At 69.2% G+C, this 20,502-nt stretch carries 14 protein-coding genes; 7 read left to right on the top strand and 7 right to left on the bottom strand.

The window, feature by feature from the left end; genetic code table 11:
* Positions 1-90: 90 nt before the first annotated feature.
* From ABT057_RS28300 to ABT057_RS28310, 3 genes are all read right to left on the bottom strand, one after another.
* Entirely contained in the window at positions 91-954 is an 864-nt protein-coding gene (locus ABT057_RS28300) for an immunity 49 family protein (RefSeq protein ID WP_352346430.1), read from the bottom strand.
* Between the two features lie 13 nt (positions 955-967).
* On the bottom strand, positions 968-3,874 hold the full coding sequence (locus tag ABT057_RS28305; RefSeq protein ID WP_352346431.1) for a hypothetical protein: 2,907 nt from the start codon (positions 3,872-3,874) through the stop codon (positions 968-970).
* Positions 3,875-4,015: 141 nt separating this feature from the next.
* Positions 4,016-5,563, bottom strand: coding sequence for a hypothetical protein (locus ABT057_RS28310; RefSeq protein WP_352346432.1), 1,548 nt, complete (start codon positions 5,561-5,563; stop codon positions 4,016-4,018).
* A gap of 258 nt (positions 5,564-5,821) precedes the next feature.
* On the opposite strand from ABT057_RS28310, the gene ABT057_RS28315 reads away from it, so the two are divergent.
* A complete protein-coding gene (locus ABT057_RS28315; RefSeq protein WP_502973972.1) occupies positions 5,822-6,853 on the top strand; it encodes a glycoside hydrolase family 18 protein in 1,032 nt (343 codons plus the stop codon).
* 110 nt (positions 6,854-6,963) lie between these two features.
* Here ABT057_RS28315 and ABT057_RS28320 read toward each other — a convergent pair whose 3' ends face one another.
* The 4 genes from ABT057_RS28320 to ABT057_RS28335 are packed head-to-tail and all read right to left on the bottom strand — an operon-like array spanning position 6,964 to position 10,859.
* Positions 6,964-7,734, bottom strand: coding sequence for a succinate dehydrogenase/fumarate reductase iron-sulfur subunit (locus ABT057_RS28320; RefSeq protein WP_352346434.1), 771 nt, complete (start codon positions 7,732-7,734; stop codon positions 6,964-6,966).
* The gene (locus tag ABT057_RS28325; RefSeq protein WP_352346435.1) at positions 7,731-9,662 is read right to left on the bottom strand and encodes a fumarate reductase/succinate dehydrogenase flavoprotein subunit; all 1,932 of its coding nucleotides are present in this window, start codon (positions 9,660-9,662) and stop codon (positions 7,731-7,733) included. The genes ABT057_RS28320 and ABT057_RS28325 overlap by 4 nt, the downstream gene beginning before the upstream one ends.
* A gap of 38 nt (positions 9,663-9,700) precedes the next feature.
* Positions 9,701-10,534 (bottom strand): succinate dehydrogenase subunit SdhC, encoded by an 834-nt coding sequence (gene sdhC, locus ABT057_RS28330; protein ID WP_352346436.1) that lies wholly within the window; start codon positions 10,532-10,534, stop codon positions 9,701-9,703.
* A 34-nt stretch (positions 10,535-10,568) separates the two neighbouring features.
* Entirely contained in the window at positions 10,569-10,859 is a 291-nt protein-coding gene (locus ABT057_RS28335) for an Rv0250c family protein (protein WP_352346437.1), read from the bottom strand.
* 271 nt (positions 10,860-11,130) lie between these two features.
* Between ABT057_RS28335 and ABT057_RS28340 the strand changes: the two genes are divergently transcribed.
* From ABT057_RS28340 to ABT057_RS28365, 6 genes are all read left to right on the top strand, one after another.
* Positions 11,131-13,374 (top strand): ABC transporter family substrate-binding protein, encoded by a 2,244-nt coding sequence (locus tag ABT057_RS28340; RefSeq protein ID WP_352346549.1) that lies wholly within the window; start codon positions 11,131-11,133, stop codon positions 13,372-13,374.
* A 126-nt stretch (positions 13,375-13,500) separates the two neighbouring features.
* Entirely contained in the window at positions 13,501-14,193 is a 693-nt protein-coding gene (locus ABT057_RS28345; RefSeq protein WP_352346438.1) for a hypothetical protein, read from the top strand.
* A gap of 162 nt (positions 14,194-14,355) precedes the next feature.
* Positions 14,356-16,263, top strand: coding sequence for a translational GTPase TypA (typA, locus tag ABT057_RS28350; RefSeq protein WP_352346439.1), 1,908 nt, complete (start codon positions 14,356-14,358; stop codon positions 16,261-16,263).
* A gap of 595 nt (positions 16,264-16,858) precedes the next feature.
* A complete protein-coding gene (locus tag ABT057_RS28355) occupies positions 16,859-18,481 on the top strand; it encodes a peptide ABC transporter substrate-binding protein (protein WP_352346440.1) in 1,623 nt (540 codons plus the stop codon).
* A gap of 141 nt (positions 18,482-18,622) precedes the next feature.
* Positions 18,623-19,555 carry an ABC transporter permease gene (locus ABT057_RS28360; RefSeq protein ID WP_352346441.1) on the top strand — a complete coding sequence of 311 codons (933 nt, stop codon included), beginning with the start codon at positions 18,623-18,625 and terminating at the stop codon, positions 19,553-19,555.
* Positions 19,548-20,495, top strand: a complete 948-nt coding sequence (locus tag ABT057_RS28365) for an ABC transporter permease (RefSeq protein WP_352346442.1) — start codon at positions 19,548-19,550, stop codon at positions 20,493-20,495. Before ABT057_RS28360 ends, ABT057_RS28365 begins: the two co-directional genes overlap by 8 nt.
* The last annotated feature ends 7 nt before the right edge of the window (positions 20,496-20,502 follow it).

Here is a 20,502-nt window from a genome sequence, read left to right on the forward strand (position 1 = left end):
TATCGGGGCGACCCTCCGCCTTGCGATCGCACGCACCAGACGCCGCCAGGCCTGCCCTTCGGGCAGACGACGCTACTTTCGAAACACGCCCTAGTACTCGATCTCGCCGATCCAGGCGTACTTCAGAAGAGCCTCGGGCAGGTACTCGGACTCGACATCCACGGGGATGCCCTGGTCACGGGCGAGGCAGGCCATGGCCAGCGGGCCGAGGGCGATGAGTCCGTCGGCGCTGGTCGCGCGGTCCTCGTCAGCGGTCCAGTACGCCTTGTGCCAGCGCAGTGCGTCTGTCAGCGCCTTGTTGAATTGAGCGGGGTCGCGGCGGATGACGCGGTAAAGCAGGATCAGCGGCGGATAAAGGATCTTCGACATCAGATCCGCGTCCGCGTACCGCAGCGCATCGGGGGCGGTGCCGTCGACCGCCGCTACGAGTTTGTCGCCCACGTCCTGGCGGCCGAGCCAGAAGCTCTGCAGCGCCTCCACCCAGGAGTAGATGTACTCGTCGAACACCGCGCCGGAATCTCGCAGCAAGGAGACGGGCACCTCGGCCAGTCCGCGCAGGCGGTCATTGTCGCGGCAGATCATTGCCAGGTAGAAGGCCGTGACCCACGTCCCCGCGTTCAGATGGGATTCGGGTCCGGTGGCGGGGAGCGTGCGCTCCTGCTCCTTGATGCGACAGATGACGCTCGTGCCGTCGGGTGCGGTTGCGGCGGCGAAGAGCGCGGATCCGGTCTGCATGGCCGTGACCCAGGCTTCCCAGGTCTCGAACTTCACTGCTTGCGGGTCTATGGCACAGTGCTGTTGCGCCAGGGTAAGCGCCGTGCTCAGCGCCTGGGGACGCAGGACGGGCGAGTCGGCGAACTCGTCGAGGATCCAGTTCGCGGTCTCGCCGAGGGCGTCGAGAGTGTCCGGCACGTCGTCCGTGGCGTACTCGTGGCGGGGAACGGTCGTGACCACTGACGCTCTCCTCTTAGTCGAGCTTGTAGTTGATCGGGAACTGCTCCAACGTGGACCCGACATAGCTGCCGGTGTTCTCGTTGGCCTTGACCAGGACGTAATCCAGCTTGCCATCCTTCCACGCCCGGAGGAGGTCGCGTGCTATGCGGATGTCCGCTCCCTTGCGGGTCAACATCTCGGCGATGATCGTGTGGACGTACTCCGAGGTGCCTTGCCGGACCATCCAGCCCTTCGCCGGGCCGGCGCCCTGGCGCCAGATCAAGTCGCTCTTCGGGGCCTTCGCCTCGACGATCAGGTAGCTGCCGTCCTCCCGCTTGTACAGCTGGTCGAACATGTTGGCGCCGTTGGCCGTCTTCGGCAGCGTCACCGGTGTGTAGTCCGGGAACCGCTCCGGAATGACGTGGACGCTGGCTGCCTCCTCACCAAGGCGCTCGGCGATGGCGCTGTTGTTGGGCGTACCTGCCAGCCGCCTGTCGAATTCCTTCTGTGCCTCGGTGAGAGCGTCGTGCAGTGACGTGTCAGTCGGATGCGCCTTGGCCGCTTTCTCAGCCGCGGTGAGTTCTGCGGCAACATGCCGGTCCTTCGCCACGTCGTCGAGGTGGTCGATCTGGGCCTTGCCGAGGGAGTCGGTGCTGACCGGGTCCGGGTGCAGCCTTGGGGGCGGCTGCTTGGAGGGCATCGTGTCCCGGGCGATCCAGTTGCCGTCTGCATCCTTGGCAAGGATGGGCAGGGGATCGCCGTTGCTGTCGACCAGGTCGGTGCTGTGCCGGTGGCCGTCCGAGCGGTAGTGATCCTTGAACCAGTCCGGGTCGGTATTGGCCTTGTGGAGTTGCTCCTCGATAATCCGCTGCTGTTCCTCAGGCGTCCGCGTCGGCTGTGACTCGTCCGTGGCGCCCGCACCCTCGTCCGCGTGGTGTGTGGGAGTGCCCGCTTCGTCGTCGACCCTGCCCATGTCGCCCAGGTCGTCCCCGGTGTGGGCGATGTCGCCGAGGGCGTCGTCGCCGAACCGGGCGGCCAGGTCGTCCAGGGCGCTGGAGGCGATCGGACCGCCGGGGCCACCGGGGCTCAGGCCGGTGCCCGCGGTGCCGGGTGCAGCGTTGTCCAGGCTGTTGGACGGTACGTGATGGCCTTGGCCGCCCGGCGGATTGTCCCCGGTGCCGGGCACCGCGTTGTCCCCGGTGCCCGTGGGTGTGTGGGTGTCGATGCTGTTTGTCGGCATGTTGTCGCCGACTCCGCCGCCGGGGAGGTGGTCCGCGGTGCCGCCCGGCAGGTGGTCGCCCAGGCTGGTGCCGGGGAGGTTGTCGCCCGCGTGGACCACGGGGGTGGTCGTGGCGTCGTCGCCGACGCGGCCGATGTCGCCGAGGTTGTTGTCGAGGCTGTTGCCCAGGTTGATGTGCTGGGCGGCGTTGTCGGCGGTGTGCGTGCCCGCGCCGACCAGGGCCGGTTCCTTCACCGGGGACGGGGTGTGGGGGACGTCCGAGCCCGCGGGCGGGGTGCCCGTGCCCTTGTCGACCACGTCGGTGGGAGCGTCTGTCACGCTCTGGACGACGTTGCCGTGCTCGTCGAGGAGGTTGCCCTTCGGGTCGAAGTACTGCGCCGGGGCGGTCTCGCCCGCGGGCAGCTTCGTGGTGTTCTCCGGCAGGGCCGGTACGTCGTCGGGCAGTTTGATGTTGCCGTCGGGGAGTTTGGTGGCGCCTTCCGGGATCGCGGCGCCCTCCGGGAGGTGGATCGTGCCGTCGGGGAGTTTGACGGTGCCCTCGGGGAGCGTGATGGCGTTGTCGGGGAGTTTCGGGATCTCGATGTTGCCGACGCCCTTGAGCGCCTTCGTGATGTCGCCGATCTTCGACAGGCCCGCGCCCGCGCCCTTGGCGACGTACGTCATCGGGTCGATGATCTTGCCGGCCTTGCCCGCGAGGGAGAGGGCCTTGGCGACCGCGCCCGCTTTGCCGGCGCCCGATGCCGCACTGCCCGCACCGCCGGTGAAGACGGTCGTCAGGACGTTGAAGGTGACCGCGCCGGCCGCCCGGCCGGGGTTCTTGCCCCACTCGTCCCACGCCACCAGCGCCTTGCCGGTCTCCTTCATCGCGGTGCGCGAATCACGGATCCAGGACGGGAGTTTGTCGTCGGGGATCAGCCAGAACGCCGTCCCCACACCCGGGATCGAGGCAAGCGCAAGACCCGTCGCGAGCTGCGCGAGGCCCTTCCAGGCCTGGCCCATCGCGTCCCAGCCGCCGAAACCCACCAGCGTGCCCAGGCCCTTGATGGTGCCCCAGATACCGTCCACGATCAGGCCGTCCCACACAAAGGACTTCACCCAGTGGCCGACCTCGTACCAGTGGTGCTTCTCGTCCACCGGGTCGCCCCAGGGGAGTTTCGCGTTCTTGAGGTCCTCGGCGTTGAAGCCGTACTGGTCCTTGCGGTCCGAACCGTCCCCGGCGACCATCTGGGTCCCGCCCCAGATCGCGGTGATCTTGTTGTGGCAGGTCCGCTCCGCGGCCCAGAACGCCGCCACCGTCGTGGTGATGTCGTCGCGGAGCTGGTTGTGCTCGTCGACCTTGTCCTCGTCGTACTCCCAGTCGTCGTCGTCCTTCACCGACGCGACGAACGTGGTCGCCTTCGTCTTCAGCTCCAGCAGCTTCGAGACGAGCGGGCGGATCTCCGTCGCGTACGACGACAGCGCACCCGACACCGTCTCCAGGTCGGTGGCGAAGTCGTCCGCGCGGTCCTTGACCGGCTTCGTCGTCGCGAACAGCTGCTCCGCCTCCGGCGCGTGGTAGAACGCCGACAACCCCTGGAACTGGGCGTCGATGTCGCTGCCGGTCGTCCGGACGTTGCCGGCGTCCTTTCTCAGGTCCGCGTGGGCCAGCTCCAGCTGGAACAGATTCCCGGTGAACTGAGGGATCTCCTCCGGCTTGATCATGCGCTCCACACCCCCGTGTGTCCGTCTCGTCCCGCCGGCATCAATAACGACAAGATCACATCATCTTACAAAAGGGTACTGACGGCGCTTTGGAATCGTCACCGATCCGACACAACCAGGGTCGATTTCAGCCCACTTGGCTCAGAGCCCGCTGAACCCCGATGAGGGGCGCCCGTCGTCGGACGCGTCGCCCGGGAGGATCCCCCCGATGACCGCACCGGCGGCGCCGGTCGCGGCCTCCGCCGAATCCGCCGGCGCTCCCCGCGCGGGGTTCCCGTGCAGTCGTACGTCCTGTTCGGCCAGCCGACGTGCCTCCAGGGCCAGTTCGTCGACGCGCTCGGCGTCGGCCGGCGCCCCGGCCGCGAGCAGCAGCCGCGCCTCCGTCAGCCGGGTGCGGGCCGTGGCCCCCACCGCGCCCCGGTGTGTCGTGACGAAGTCGTCCGCCGCGGCGGTCGCGGCGCGGGCGACGGACAGCGCGGCGGCCGGCAGCACCCCGGCCCGCCCCGAGGCGAGCGGCGCGGTGGCCCGTACGATCCGGCGCAGGGCGGCCAGCGGGTCGTACGGCTGGCTGGACGTCAACTCCTGCCGTACGGAGGCCAGTACGGCGTCGGCGCCCAGAAGGCGGGGGTGCGGCTCGTCGTACCGGAACGTGTGCCGCCGTACCGTCGACAGGTCCGCCTCCGCGCCGGTGAGCGCGGCCGGAACCATCTCCTCGGCGTCCCGCAGTTCGGCGGCCACCCGGTCGACGCCCGCGAGGAAGACGGCCGCCTGCGCCACGGCACCCTCGGCGGCGCGCAGTTCGCGGTCGGAGTCCTCCGCCCGGCCCGAATCGGCCGCCTGGCGGGCCAGGTTGAGCCGGGCGGTGGCGAACAGCAGCCGGTCCTTGGCCTGTTCGACGTTGCCGGTGACGGAGGAGGTCGCGGTGGGTGCGTAGCGCCGCGCGAGCCGGGCGAGGAGGGCCTCGGCCGCCGTGGTGCGGGCCGTCAGCTCCCGGAAGCGCGCCTCGGCGAAGGGCAGGGCCTCCGCCGTCGTCCTCAGCGCCGTGAAGTCGTCGGCCACCGAGTCCAGCCGCCGCCCCGCCTCCTCGCACCGCCCGACGATCCCCGCGAGCGCGTGCCGTCGGGCGGCCTCCTCCTCGGGCACGCCCTCGTCGTACCGCTGCCGCATCCGGAAGGCGGCGGCCAGTTCGCCCTCGGCGTCGTACAGCGCCCGCTCGAAGCGGACGACGGCCCCCGCCCCGAGGAGCCCCTCGGCGAAGCCGAGTTCGGCGCGGGCCGCGCGAAGCCGGTCGTCGGCGTGGACGAGTGCCGCGCAGGCCTCCGCGTCCGGGCCGGCGAGGGACGGCTCCGCACTCGCGGTCGCGGGGCCGCTCACCCTTCCGGGTGTGGTCCGCTCGCGGGCCCGCCGTACCCGGCGCACGTACCCGTACCCCGCGATCGCGCCCACCGCGCCGACCGCCACCAGCGGCAGCACCAGGTCCGCCGCGGACGTCTCGTCGTCCTGGGGTGCGGCGGCGCTCGCGGCGGGCGCGGGCCCCTTGATCGCAACCGGCAGCTCGTTCGCCGACGTCATCGCAGGCAACACCAGCCACACCACCCCGACCGCACCGCCCATCACGGCATGGGCCACCCGCACGGATATGTGCGACCTGGCACGCCGCGGCCGGCCTCGGGACAGGGATGACGTCACATTTCGGAGCGTATGGCGGCGAATGCGGCGGCGCGAGCGGGATGCACCCGAGGCGGGGGTGGTGGGGCGAAGTGGCACAGGAGGGGGAACGGTATGGAAGCCCACAAGGCCACGGAAGCCGGCGACGGCAAGGCGTTACAGCCGACGCCGGAGTCGGCGGCACGGCCCGCGTCAGAACCGGCGTCAGAACCCGCGTCGCAACCCGCGTCAGAGCCCGCGTCACAGTCGGGGCCGCAGCCGCAGCCGGACTCGGAGCCCGTGGCACGGCCGGAGGCGCCGCCTCGTCCGTGGCGCAAGCGTCTGCGGCGGCTCGCTCTCGCGCTCGTCCTGCTGTTCCTCGTCCCCGTGCTCGCCTCTCAGATCTCCCTCGGGGTGAACTATTCGGGAGACCCGGCCGACGGTACGCACACCCGGAACAAGGACGCCCTCTGGCTGGGGCACGCCTGGGTCGACGGGCGGAAGAACGACACCGACGTCGAGGCTCTCGCCGGCCGGCTGCGAGACACCGGGATACGGGATCTGTACGTCCACGCCGGTCCCCTCGAACACGATGGGACGCTCCCCGGGTCGGCGTACCCCAAGGCCGCCTGGTTCATCGCCGCCGTGCACCGGGAGGCGCCCGGTATCCGCGTCCAGGCCTGGCTCGGTGACGTGCTCGCCAGTGAGAGTCCGGACGGCATGCGTCTTGAGCGGGCCGAGACCCGTGCCGCCGTCGTCCGGTCGACCCGCCAGATCCTCGCCGCCGGCTTCGAGGGCGCCCACTTCGACCTGGAGCCCCTGCACTCAGGCGACCGGAACTACCTCACCCTGCTCGGCAGCCTCCACGAGGTCACCCGTGCGCGGGGCGCCCAGCTCTCCGTCGCCGCCCACCAGATCGACCCCCTCCCCGGCTTCCACTCCTTCTGGGGCACGACCACCGGACACCCCAAGTGGTGGTCGCAGCGGTTCTTCGGGCAGGTGGCCCGCCGGGTCGACCAGATCGCCGTGATGTCGTACGACACCATGCAGCCGCTCGAGAGCACCTACGGCGGTTACGTCGCCCAGCAGACCTCCCTCGCCCTGGAGGTCACCCCGCCCGGCACCGACCTGCTGATGGGGCTGCCCTTCTACCGGGAGAACCGTTTCGGTCACTGGGCACACGCCGAGACGGTCGCCGCCGCCGTCCGGGGCGTCCGCCTGGGCCTGTCCCGCACCGACGCGGACCGCGAGAACTTCGGGGTGGCGGCGTACGTGGACTTCACGGCGACGGAGACCGACTGGACGTCGTACGAGAAGGGGTGGGTGAGGTGAGCGGGCGGGAGACAGACTCTGCGCGTGAACCGACCCCCCCCGACACCACCTCACCACCGCCGACCTCGCCCCCTCGCCCGCGCGGCGGCCGGGCCGCACGACCCTCCCGCCTACGAAGACCGTCTTCTGATCTTCGACCCCAGCCACACCAGCGGGTCGTACTTCCGGTCGACGGCCCGTTCCTTCAGCGGGATCAGAGCGTTGTCGGTGATCTTGATGCCCTCGGGGCAGACCTCCGTGCAGCACTTGGTGATGTTGCAGTAGCCGAGACCGTGTTCGTCCTGGGCCGTGCGTTTGCGGTCCAGGCCGGACTCCTCGGCGGCGTCCAGCGGATGCATGTCGAGTTCGGCGACGCGCATGAGGAAGCGCGGCCCGGCGAACGCCGTCTTGTTCTCCTCGTGGTCGCGCACCACATGGCAGGTGTCCTGGCACAGGAAGCACTCGATGCACTTGCGGAACTCCTGCGGCCGGTCCACGTCCTCCTGGAACATCCGGTACTCGCCCGGGCCGACCCCCTCGGGCGGCACGAACGCCGGCACCTCGCGCGCCTTCTGGTAGTTGAAGCCGACGTCCGTCACCAGGTCGCGGACCACCGGGAAGGCGCGCAGGGGCGTGACCGTGATGGTCTCCTCGCGGGTGAACACCGACATACGGGTCATGCACATCAGCCGGGGCCGTCCGTTGATCTCCGCCGAGCACGAACCGCACTTGCCCGCCTTGCAGTTCCAGCGCACGGCCAGGTCGGGCGCCTGGGTGGCCTGGAGGCGGTGGATGATGTCCAGCACCACTTCGCCGTCGTTGACCTCGACCGCGAAGTCCTCCAGACCGCCGCCGCCCACATCACCCCGCCACACCTTGAAACGGGCCTCGTAGCTGCTCACTCGTAGAGCTCCTCTTCGGCGAGGTACTTGACCAGCTCCTCCTTCTCGAAGAGGGCGAGCAGGTCCGGGCGGATGGGGTCGGTGTTCTCGCGTACGAGATCGATCGAGTCGCCGGCGGTGGTCTCGACGGTCTCCGTGAGCCGGCACAGCAGGTTGACGTTGCGCCACGCCCGCTCCATCGTCGGGTGGTCCTCGCGGGTGTGGCCGCCGCGTGACTCGGTGCGCTCCAGCGCGGCCCGGGCCACGCACTCGCTGACCAGCAGCATGTTCCGCAGGTCGAGGGCCAGGTGCCAGCCGGGGTTGAACTGGCGGTGGCCCTCGACGCCGGCCCGCCTGGCCCGCCCCCGAAGCTCCGCCAGCTTGTGCAGGGCCTGCTCCATCTCGCCCTCGCGGCGGATGATGCCGACCAGGTCGTTCATCGTCTGCTGGAGCTCCTGGTGCAGGGTGTACGGGTTCTCGGCCGGGCCCGTGCCCGTGCCCGCCGGATCGGCCTGTTCGGCCTCGGCGGAGAAGGGGCGCAGGGCTTCGGCGGCGGCCGCGTCGATCTCCGTGTCGTCCACGGGCGGCCGTACGGCCTGGGCCGTCGCGTATTCGGCCGCGTGCAGGCCCGCCCGGCGGCCGAACACCAGCAGGTCGGAGAGCGAGTTACCGCCGAGCCGGTTCGAGCCGTGCATCCCGCCGGCCACCTCACCCGCCGCGAACAGCCCCGGCACCCCGCGCGCGGCCGCCGTCTCGGAGTCGACCGCGATGCCGCCCATCACGTAGTGGCAGGTCGGTCCGACCTCCATCGCCTCCGCGGTGATGTCGACGTCCGCCAGCTCCTTGAACTGGTGGTACATGGACGGCAGCCGGCGTTTGATCGTCTCGGCCGGCATCCGGGTCGACACGTCCAGGAAGACCCCGCCGTGCGGGGAGCCGCGGCCCGCCTTCACCTCGGAGTTGATCGCGCGGGCCACCTCGTCGCGGGGGAGCAGTTCCGGCGGCCGCCGGTTGTTGTCGGGGTCCTCGTACCAGCGGTCGCCCTCCTCCTCCGACTGGGCGTACTTCTCCTTGAAGACGTCGGGGATGTAGTCGAACATGAAGCGCTTCCCGTCGGAGTTCCGCAGCACCCCGCCGTCGCCGCGGACGGACTCCGTGACGAGGATGCCCTTCACCGACGGCGGCCAGACCATGCCGGTCGGGTGGAACTGCACGAACTCCATGTTCAGCAGCGGCGCGCCCGCGAGCAGGGCCAGCGCGTGGCCGTCGCCCGTGTACTCCCACGAGTTCGACGTGACCTTGAAGGACTTGCCGATACCGCCGGTCGCGATGACCACGGCCGGCGCCTCGAGGACGAAGAAACGGCCGGTCTCGCGCTCGTAGGCGAAGACGCCGGAGACCCGTGCGCCCTCCTTGAGCACGCGTGTGACCGTGCACTCCTGGAAGACCTTCAGCCGGGACTCGTAGTCCCCGGTCTCCCGCTCGTCCTCCTGCTGGAGCGCCACGATCTTCTGCTGGAGGGTGCGGATCAGCTCCAGACCGGTGCGGTCGCCGACGTGCGCGAGGCGCGGGTACTCGTGGCCGCCGAAGTTGCGCTGGGAGATCCGGCCGTCCTTCGTACGGTCGAACAGCGCGCCCCAGGTCTCCAGCTCCCACACCCGGTCCGGGGCCTCCTGGGCGTGCAGCTCCGCCATCCGCCACTGGTTGAGGAACTTGCCGCCGCGCATGGTGTCGCGGAAGTGGACCTGCCAGTTGTCGTGCTCGTTGGCGTTGGCCATCGCCGCGGCGATTCCGCCCTCGGCCATCACGGTGTGTGCCTTGCCGAACAGCGACTTGCAGATCACGGCCGTACGCGCGCCGCGCTCGCGGGCCTCGATGGCGGCCCGCAGCCCGGCGCCGCCGGCGCCCACGACCACGACGTCCCACTCCTGACGGTCGACCACGGACATCAGAAGGCCTCACTCACTGGAAGAACCTCGGACGGCATCTAGAAGAACCTCGGATCGTCGAAGGCGCCGGACGCGACCAGGTACACGTAGAAGTCGGCGACCGCCACACTCAGCAGCGACGCCCAGGCGAGCTGCATGTGCCGGGCGTTGAGCCGTCCGACGAACTGCCAGGCCTTGTAGCGCACCGGGTGCCTGGAGAAGTGCCTGAGCTTGCCGCCGACGATGTGCCGGCAGGAGTGGCAGGACACCGTGTACGCCCAGATCAGGGTGATGTTGGCCAGGAAGACCAGGGTGCCGAGGCCCATGTGACCCCAGCGGTAGTGCTCGTCGCGGAAGGAGAGCACGGTGTCGTAGGTCAGGATTCCGGCGACGACGATCGCGGCGTAGAAGAAGTACCGGTGGATGTTCTGCAGGATCAGCGGGAAGCGCGTCTCGCCGGTGTACTTCTGGTGCGGCTCGGCCACCGCGCAGGCCGGGGGCGAGGCCCAGAAGCCCCGGTAGTAGGCCTTGCGGTAGTAGTAGCAGGTCAGGCGGAAGCCGAGCGGGAAGATCAGGATGATGATCGCGGGCGAGATGCCCCACCAGCCGCCGAAGATCTCCGCGTTGGGCCCGGCCCGCATGGTCCGGCAGTTCTCCGCCAGACACGGCGAGTAGAACGGCGACACGTACGGCGCCGCGTAGTAGTCGGCGTTCGCGAAGGCCCGCCAGGTCGAGTAGACGATGAACGCCAGTAGACCGGCGGCGGTGGCGGCGGGCGCCAGCCACCAGCGGTCGGTCCGCAGATGGGGGGCGGCGATCGCGGCGCGGGTCGATCCGCGTACGCCGCCCGGGGGATGGGAGTCGGTCGAGGGAGGTTCCGTACCAGTGGCCAATGCAGGACTCCGGTCGGGTCGCTTCAGATGGGGGTCAGGGGGCGTGCCGGTCCCGCGCGCCCAGCCCCTCGTCGTCCGTGTCGATCCACAGGGAGTCGTCGTACGGAGTGTCGGGGATGGTGACGAGCTCGGGTTTGCGGGGTGACGCGGGATGGGAGGCGGCATCGCGCAGCAGCGCGACGCTCTCCTTGAGGTGGGCGGCGTCGGTGCGCACCCGGCGCATCTCCAGACCGCCGGCACCGAGCTGCTGCTCCAGCTTGCCGACGGACCGGGAGAGGTCGTCGAGGCAGCGTTGAACCGTAGTCAGGTCGTCGTGCACGGACATGACGTGACCTCGCTTCCGTGGGCTGTGCCCTGGACGGCAACGTTCATGCGCCTGCGAGTGTTGCGCGTCACACCGGTCGGTGTGAAGGCATGTGCAGCGATTGGCGGACGCGGGAGTTCGTGTTGCTCCGCACGAGTGGGGTCGGACGCCCCGGCCGCCGTGTCGCCCTCGGCAGGCGAATCCTTTCCTCTTCAGTGGCCGTGTTCAGTGTCGTAGATCTGATCAAAGTCCAAAATACCTCCAAATGTGATCAGAGGTACCAAAGATGTCGATGTCCTACGACGGCGTCGGGCTGCGCTCGGTCATGCGCTCGGCCGCCTTCCTCACCGCGGGCGCGCTCGCGGTCCCCCTGCTGGCCGGCTGTGGCGCTGAGGACGAGCCGAGCAGGCCGCTCGCCGCCCAGGACATCGCCCCGGCGGCCCGCGCGGCGGTCGCCGACGGCGGCACCCTGCACTGGGCCGTGGACACCGTGCCGGAGACCTTCAACACCTTCCAGTCCGACGCCGACGCCACCACCACCCGGATCGCCCAGGCCGTGCTGCCGTCCCTGTACCGGCTCGACGCGTACGGACGGGCCCGCCGCAACGCCGACTACCTGGAGTCCGCGAAGGTCGTCGACACCGAGCCCAAGCAGGTCGTGCTCTACAAGCTGAACCAGCAGGCGGTCTGGAGCGACGGCCGGGAGATCGGCGCCGCCGACTTCGCCGCCCAGTGGCGTGCCCTGTCCGGCAAGGACAGCGCGTACTGGACCGCCCGCAACGCCGGCTACGACCGCATCGAGAAGATCGAGCGCGGTGACAACGACCTGGAGGTCCGGGTCACCTTCAGCCGCCCCTACGCCGACTGGCAGTCGCTGTTCTCGCCGCTGTACCCGAAGGACGTCATGGGCACGCCCTCGTCGTTCAACGACGGGGCGCGGGGCACGCTGAAGGTCACCGCCGGTCCGTTCCTGGTGAAGAAGGTCGAGCGGGGGCGGGAGCAGGTACGGCTCACCCGCAACCCGCGCTGGTGGGGGCAGCCGGCGAAGCTGTCGGAGATCGTGCTGAAGGCGGTGCCCCGCGCCGACCGGGCCGCCGCGCTGGCCTCCGGGAAGATCGAACTCGCCGAGATCGATCCGGCCGCAGCCGAGCGCATCGCCGGCGCCGCGAAGGGCTCGGCGGCCGGACCGCTCTCCGGCCCGGGCGCCGGCCGCACCGCCGCGAAGGCACTGCGCTCCTGGGCGCTCGCACACGGTTCCGACGAGGAGGCGGCGGAGGAGGAGACGTACGCCCGCAAGAAGCTGCGCAAGGCGATCGCCAAGTGGGAGAAGCAGCAGAAGGCGCTGCGCGACTTCGAGGTGCGGCGCTCGCTCGAGCCCGCGTACACCCAGCTCGCCCTGAACGGCGCGGAGGGGCCGCTCGCCGACGAGCGGGTGCGGCGGGCGGTGGCCCGCGCGCTGGACCGGCGGGAACTGGCGGAGCTGGTGCTGAAGCCGCTGGGGCTGCCCGCGCGGCCGGTCGGCAGCCATCTCGCGCTGTCCGGTCAGGAGGCGTACGCCGACAACAGCGGAGCGCTCGGCGGCCACGACACGGCCGAGGCGCAGGCGCTGCTCGCGGACGCCGGGTGGGTGGCCGGGGGGCCGATCAAGGAGGAGAAGCCGGAGGAGGAGAAGGCCGAGGACAAGGAGGACAAGGAGGACAAGGAGGAGAAGGGCGAGAAGGCGGCCGGGGCCGAAGGGAAGAAGGCCGGGGACGAGGGGGAGGCGGAGGAGGACTCCGACGGTACGTACATCGTGGGGGAGGACGACAAGGCGCGGCGAGACTCGGACCGGGATCCCGAGGGCGACGGTTCGGGGCGGCAGCTCGCGCAGGAGGGCACGCAGTACCAGAACGCCCACCAGGGCGGCGCCCCCGGCGCCTACGCCCCCAAGGGCACCGCGGCTCCGGCCGGCGCCGCCGCCGGGGCGCTGGCGAAGGACGGCAAGGCGCTGTCGCTGCGGTTCGTGCTGCCTTCCGGGCCGGGCTCGGAGCCGCTGCGCACGGTCGCCGCCCGGATCTCGCGCATGCTGGAGAAGGTCGGCATCCGCACCGAGACCGTCAAGGTCAAGGACGAGAGCTACTTCAAGGACCACATCGCCTCCGGCCAGTACGACCTGGCCCTTTACTCCTGGCCCGCCACCGCGTTCCCGGCCACCGACGCCCGGCCGATCTACGCCAAGCCGGTGCCGGGCGCCGACGGTTCGCTGAGCGTCGAGCAGAACTACACCCGCGTCGGCACGGACCAGGTCGACCAGCTGTTCGATCAGGCCATCTCCACGCTGGACGCCGAGGAGGAGCGCTCGCTGCTCCGCAAGGCCGACTCCCGCATCTGGGCGGCGGCCGCCTCCATCCCCCTCTACCAGCGTCCCCAGCTCACCGCCGCGAGGAAGAACGTCGTCAATGCCGGCGCCTTCGGTTTCCAGACGCCGGTCTACGAGGACATGGGGTTCCTGAAGAAGGGGGCGAAGCCCGCTCCCGGCCCGTCGTCGAGCGGGTGAGACGGTCGCGTCCGAGACCGAAACAGTCACGTCACAGCCCGCCCGGAAGCCCTTGTACCGCTTGCCGCGCCCGACGGCAGTCCGCACCATGTACGCGACAAGCAACAGGGGAACGGGGGAGTTGCGATGCATGGTGTCCAGCGACGGATCCGGGCGGCGGGTGTGGCCGCGGTGGCCCTGGCGGCGGGCCTGACGGCCTGCACCGGCGGGTCGGACGACGACGGCGGCAAACGGTCGGCCGCCCCGGGGGCGTCGGCGAGTCCGGTGGCCGGGAAGCGGGCGTGCCCGGACGGGACGTACACCTGGACCGGCGTCCAGGAGACGGAGCGGCTGACGGGACTCTCCGAGCCGGAGGCTCTGGGCAAGGGCGGCGGCAGACTGACGTATCCGCTGACCAGGCTGTACACCCCGCGTCAGTCGGTCGAGTCCCGGGGGGCGGCCCTGCCCTCCGCCGAGGTGCTCTTCTCGCTGGGCAGGAAGACCGGCCTGATCGAATCCGGCGCCGCCACCCCGGCCGAGGACGGCACGGCTGACGTCTTCACCGACGTGCACGCGAAGGCGCCCGAGATCAACGGGCAGGAGGTGAGCGAGGTCGACGGCGCCGGGCACTTCGTCCAGTACGCCTACACCACCGAGGTGGCGGGTGACTTCCGCTACTCCTGCGCCGACGGCACGGCCGTGCGCGGCCACGCGGTGGGCTGGAAGGCCGACGGCGGCGGTGTGCTCGACTGTGACGAGTCCGTCGGTGACGCGGCGCTCGCCCGGGACGCCGCCCGGCTGGCCTGCGATGCGGGCACGGCCGCGACCAGGGGCGCCTGATCCACACCGGTCTCCGCGGGGTGCATCCGGCGGCCTGCGGAGACCGCCGCCCGCTGAGCCACGTACCATGGGGTGAGGCCGTGGCATGTCAAGCCCGGCAGGGCCCGCGTAGACACAGATGTACGCGCAGGCCTTCCTCACACTCCGGGAGAACGCCGCTTTATGGCCACGCGCCACGACATCCGCAACGTCGCCATCGTCGCCCACGTCGACCACGGCAAGACCACCCTGGTCGACGCCATGCTCAAGCAGGCCGGCGCCTTCGCCGCACACGCGGCCGAGTCGCTCGACGACCGCATGATGGACTCGAACGACCTGGAGCGTGAGAAGGGCATCACGATCCTGGCCAAGAACACGGCGGTGAAGTACCACCCGAAGGATGGCGGTGACGTCATCACCATCAACATCATCGACACCCCCGGCCACGCCGACTTCGGCGGCGAGGTCGAGCGCGGGCTGTCGATGGTCGACGCGGTGGTGCTGCTCGTCGACGCCTCCGAGGGCCCGCTGCCGCAGACCCGCTTCGTGCTGCGCAAGGCGCTGCTGGCCCGCCTGCCCGTCATCCTGTGCATCAACAAGACGGACCGGCCCGACTCGCGCATCGACGAGGTCGTCAACGAGGCGTACGACCTCTTCCTCGATCTCGACGCCGACGAGGACCAGATCGAGTTCCCGATCGTCTACGCGTGCGCTCGCGACGGAGTGGCCTCGCTGACCAAGCCCGAGGACGGCACCGTCCCGGCGGACAGCGACAGCCTGGAGCCGTTCTTCTCGACGATCCTTTCGCACGTCCCGGCTCCGGAGTACGACGAGGAGGCGCCGCTCCAGGCGCACGTCACCAACCTGGACGCCGACAACTTCCTCGGCCGTATCGCGCTGCTGCGCGTCGAGCAGGGCGAGCTGCGCAAGGGCCAGACCGTCACATGGATCAAGCGTGACGGCACGATGTCCAACGTGCGCATCACCGAGCTGCTGATGACCGAGGCGCTGACCCGCAAGCCGGCCGAGAAGGCCGGCCCGGGTGACATCTGTGCCGTCGCCGGTATCCCGGACATCATGATCGGCGAGACCCTCGCCGACCCCGAGAGGCCGATCCCGCTGCCCCTGATCACGGTCGACGAGCCGGCGATCTCCATGACCATCGGCACGAACACCTCGCCGCTGGTCGGTCGCGGCGGTACGGGCAAGGGCGCGGACAACAAGGGCGCGGTCAAGGACCGCAAGGTCACCGCCCGTCAGGTCAAGGACCGCCTCGACCGCGAGCTGGTCGGCAACGTGTCGCTGCGCGTCCTGGACACCGAGCGCCCCGACGCCTGGGAGGTGCAGGGCCGCGGTGAACTGGCGCTGGCCATCCTGGTCGAGCAGATGCGCCGCGAGGGCTTCGAGCTGACCATCGGCAAGCCGCAGGTCGTCACCAAGGACGTCGACGGCAAGGTCTACGAGCCCGTCGAGCGCATGACGATCGACGTGCCCGAGGAGCACATGGGCGCGGTCACGCAGCTCATGGGTGTCCGCAAGGGCCGGATGGACAACATGTCCAACCACGGTTCCGGCTGGGTGCGCATGGAGTTCGTCGTGCCGTCCCGTGGTCTCATCGGCTTCCGTACCGAGTTCCTGACCGGCACCCGCGGCACGGGCATCGCGCACTCCATCCACGAGGGCCACGAGCCGTGGTTCGGCACGCTGACGACCCGTAACAACGGTTCGCTCGTCGCCGACCGCTCCGGCGCCGTCACCGCGTTCGCGATGACGAACCTTCAGGAGCGCGGTGTGCTGTTCACCGACCCCGGCACCGAGGTGTACGAGGGCATGATCGTCGGCGAGAACTCGCGCTCCGACGACATGGACGTGAACATCACCAAGGAGAAGAAGCTCACGAACATGCGGTCCTCGTCGGCCGACTCGTTCGAGGCGATCGTGCCGCCGCGCAAGCTGTCGCTGGAGCAGTCGCTGGAGTTCTGCCGCGACGACGAGTGCGTCGAGGTGACCCCGGAGGCCGTCCGCATCCGCAAGGTCGTGCTCGACCAGCGCGAGCGCGCGCGTTCCGCGAGCCGCGCCAAGCACGGCTGACGGACCCACAGCGAAGGAGCCAGGTCCCGCGCGGCGGGACCTGGCTCGTTGCGTGAACACAGTCTTTGCTCTGCGCAGACATAGGGATAACCCTTTGATCTGCTCCAGAGGCGCCCGCCTTGGGGTGATGAGTACTAGCCTCGGACAAGTGCGGCATAGACGCATGCGGGTGCGGTGTCGGCGAACGACCTTGAGGGCACGGGTCGTTGGCGGTGACGGACAAGTCGGACGATCCCCCGCACGGCGACCGCGGTGACCGCAACTCATTTTTCTTCCCGAACGTCCGGAATGCGGACACCTCTCTCCGGTAGATGTGTAACAAGTCCGTTTCGCAGGGATCTTCCCTCTATCCCTTTGTCCGGATTTTGGAAGAAGTAGGCGACAGGTGTGATCGAACCGAGACCTTGCCGGTGTGGTTCGGTCTTCGCTCATGGCAGATAGTTAGGCGCGTAGAGCTCGGATGGACGGGTCAGGCGCCGACAGGCGGCGCAGGCTCGCGAGCGCTGGGGGCACCGACCATTTTCAGGCGCCGGCAACGGTGTTGAGTCGCGTGCTGCCCCATGCGCTGAATCAATGGATTCTTGAGGAGGAACCCATGCGCGGTGCGAGGAGTGCCAAGTGGGTCGCGATGGCCGCGGTGGTGGCACTGGCAGCGACCGCCTGTGGTGGTGGCGACGACGACAAGGGTGACAGCAAGGCCGCCGTCGACCCGAACGGTACGTTCACGGTCGAGTCCGGCGAGCCGCAGAACCCCCTGCAGCCCGCCAACACGATGGAGTCCTACGGCAGCATCGTGATCAACTCGCTGTTCACCGGCCTGGTGGACTACGACGCGAGCGGCAAGATCGTCTACATGAACGCCGAGTCGATCGACACCAAGGACAGCAAGACCTACACGGTCAAGCTGAGGTCCGGCTGGAAGTTCCACGACGGCACCCCGGTCACCGCCGAGTCCTACGTCAAGGCCTGGAACTGGGCCGCCAACCCCGAGAACAAGCAGACCAACAGCTTCTGGTTCTCCGACATCGCGGGCTACGACGATGTCGCCCCGGCGAAGGGCAAGCCCAAGGCCACCGAGCTCTCCGGTCTGAAGGTCGTCGACGACAACACCTTCACCATCACGCTGTCGAAGTCGATCCCGTACTACGTCTACAAGCTCGGCTACCAGGTGTTCTCGCCGCTGCCCGAGTCCTTCTACAAGGACCCGAAGGCCGCCGGTCAGAAGCCGGTCGGCAACGGCCCGTACGAGTTCGTCAGCTGGGACCACAAGAAGGCCATCACGGTCAAGAAGTACGCCGGCTACAAGGGCTCGAACGCGGCGAAGAACGGTGGCGTGGTCTTCAAGAACTACTCCACCCCGGAGACGGCGTACGAGGACCTGAAGTCCGGCAACCTCGACGTCATCACCCAGGTCGCCCCGAAGGACCTGCCGGTCTACAAGCAGGACCTCGGCTCCCGCGCGGTGGACCAGGCGTACTCCGCGATACAGACCATCGCCCCGGCCTTCTACACCAAGCAGTGGAAGGACATCGACCCGAAGGTCCTGCAGGGCCTGTCGATGGCGATCGACCGGAACACCATCACCAAGACCGTGCTCCAGGGCACCCGTGAGCCCGCCACCGGCTGGGTCGCCAAGGGCGTCCTCGGCTACGAGCCGAACGTCGCGGGTGACGTCACCACGTACAACCCGACCAAGGCCAAGCAGCTCATCAAGGAAGGTGGCGGCGTTCCGGGCAACTCCATCACCATCCAGTACAACACCGACGGCGGTCACAAGGAGTGGGTGGAGGCGGTCTGCAACTCCATCACCAACGCCACCGGGGTGAAGTGCAACACCGACCCGAAGGCCGACTTCCAGGCCGACCTCAACGCCCGTGACGCGCACGAGGTCAAGTCCATGTACCGCTCGGGCTGGGTGCTGGACTTCCCGATGAACGCCAACTTCATCCGTGACCTGTACGGCACGAAGTCGGACGGCAACCAGAGCGGCTTCTCCAACAAGACGATCGACGCCGATATTGCCGCCGCCGACAGCGCCGCCACGCTGGACGACTCGGTGAAGAAGTACCAGGAGATCGAGAAGCAGCTCGTCAACTACATGCCGAGCATTCCGCTCTGGTACTACAAGGTCAACGCGGGCTACTCGGAGAAGGTCTCGGGCGTCAAGTTCGGCCAGGACGGAGACCCGATCCTGACCGGCGTCGAGGTCAAGAAGTAACCGCAGACAATCCGTTGCCCGGGGCGCGCAGGCCGCGCCCCGGGCAATGGCAGCGGCCGGGGGGCCCTTTCCACATGCATCGCGACGCGGTGCGCGGGGGAAGGGCCCGCCTGCTGCCGCTGTGACTTTTTTGGAGGCACGATGGGGCGCTATGTCGCACGACGACTGCTCCAGATGATCCCGGTGTTCATCGGGACCACCCTGCTTATCTTCCTCATGGTCTACGCCCTGCCCGGCGACCCCGTGCGCGGACTGTTCGGCGACAAGGGCGGCAGCCCCCAGGTGATCGCCGCCCTGAAGCACCAGTACGGCCTCGACCAGCCGATCCTCGTGCAGTACTGGGACTACATGAAGGGCATCGTCCTGCACGCCGACTTCGGCACGCAGATCGCCAGCGGACGTCCCGTCACCGATGTGCTCGGCGACGCCTTCCCGGTGACTCTGCGGCTGGGCAGCTTCGCCTTCGCCATCGAGCTCGTCGTCGGCATCGCCCTCGGCGTCTTCGCCGGCCTGCGCGCCGGACGCGCCGCCGACACCACGGTCCTGCTGATCACGCTGCTGCTGATCTCGGTCCCGGTGTTCGTCCTCGGCTTCATCCTCAAGTGGATCTTCGCCGACGAGCTGCAGTGGCTCGAACCGAACGTCAACGACCCGTCGAACTACGGGCAGTTGCTGATGCCTGCGATCGTACTGGCCACGGCGTCACTCGCCTATGTGTCCCGGCTGACCCGTACGTCCATCGCGGAGAACATGCGCGCCGACTACGTCCGTACGGCCATCGCCAAGGGCCTGCCCCGGCGCCGGGTGGTGAGTGTCCACCTGATGCGCAACTCGATGATCCCCGTGGTCACCTACCTGGGCACCGACATCGGCGCCCTGCTCGGCGGTGCCGTCGTCACCGAGGGCATCTTCAACATCCAGGGCATCGGCGGCACGATCTACCAGTCGATCATCCGCCGGGAAGGCACCACCCTCGTGGGCCTGGTGACCATCCTCGTCCTCGTCTACCTCGTCGCCAGCCTCCTTGTCGACCTGCTCTACGCGGTCCTTGACCCGAGGATTCGCTATGCCTGACATGACCAAGTCCGACACCGCCACCGCCACGCCGGACGCCGTGGCCACCGCCGCCCCGGCCGGAGTGCCGGTCAAGGCCGAGAAGGTCCGCAGCCTGTGGGGCGACGCCTGGCAGGACCTGCGCCGCAACAAGATCTTCATCGTCTCGGCGGTGCTGATCCTGCTGCTGCTGACGATCACCTTCTTCCCCGGCTGGTTCACCAGCGCCGACCCGACCTACGGCGACCTGGCCAAGCACTACCTGCAGAAGCCGAAGCTCGGCAAGGTCTTCTCGCCGGAATGGCTGGGCTACGACCAGCAGGGCCGCAGCGTCTACGCCCGGCTCATCTACGGCGCCCGCGCCTCCATAGCCGTCGGCTTCGGCACCACCCTCCTGGTGACCATCGCGGGCGGTCTGGTCGGCATGATCGCCGGCTACTTCGGCGGGATCGTCGACTCGATCCTGTCCCGGCTCGTCGACGTGTTCTTCGGCATCCCGTTCCTGCTGGGCACCATGGTCGTCCTCAACTCCTTCCCGGAGCGCACCACCTGGGTCGTCATCGGCGCCCTGGGCTTCTTCGGCTGGACCCAGCTCGCGCGGGTGATGCGCGGCGCGGTGATCACCACCAAGCAGTCCGACTACGTCCAGGCGGCCAAGGCGCTCGGCGCGAGCACCACACGGATCCTGTTCCGGCACATCCTGCCGAACACGCTGGCCCCGGTGATCGTCGTCGCGACCATCTCGCTCGGCGTCTACATCGGCTCCGAGGCCACGCTGTCCTTCCTGGGGCTCGGCCTGAACGGCGTCTCCTGGGGCAACGACATCTCCGACGGCGGCAACTCGATCCGGGTGGCCCAGTGGATCATGCTCTACCCGTCGATCATGCTCACCATCACGGTGCTGGCATTCATCATGCTCGGCGAAGCGGTCCGCAACGCCCTTGACCCGAAGACGCGCTGAGGGAGGC

The organism is Streptomyces sp. NPDC002588 (genome assembly GCF_040295925.1).
In the GTDB taxonomy this organism is placed as follows: Bacteria; Actinomycetota; Actinomycetes; order Streptomycetales; family Streptomycetaceae; genus Streptomyces.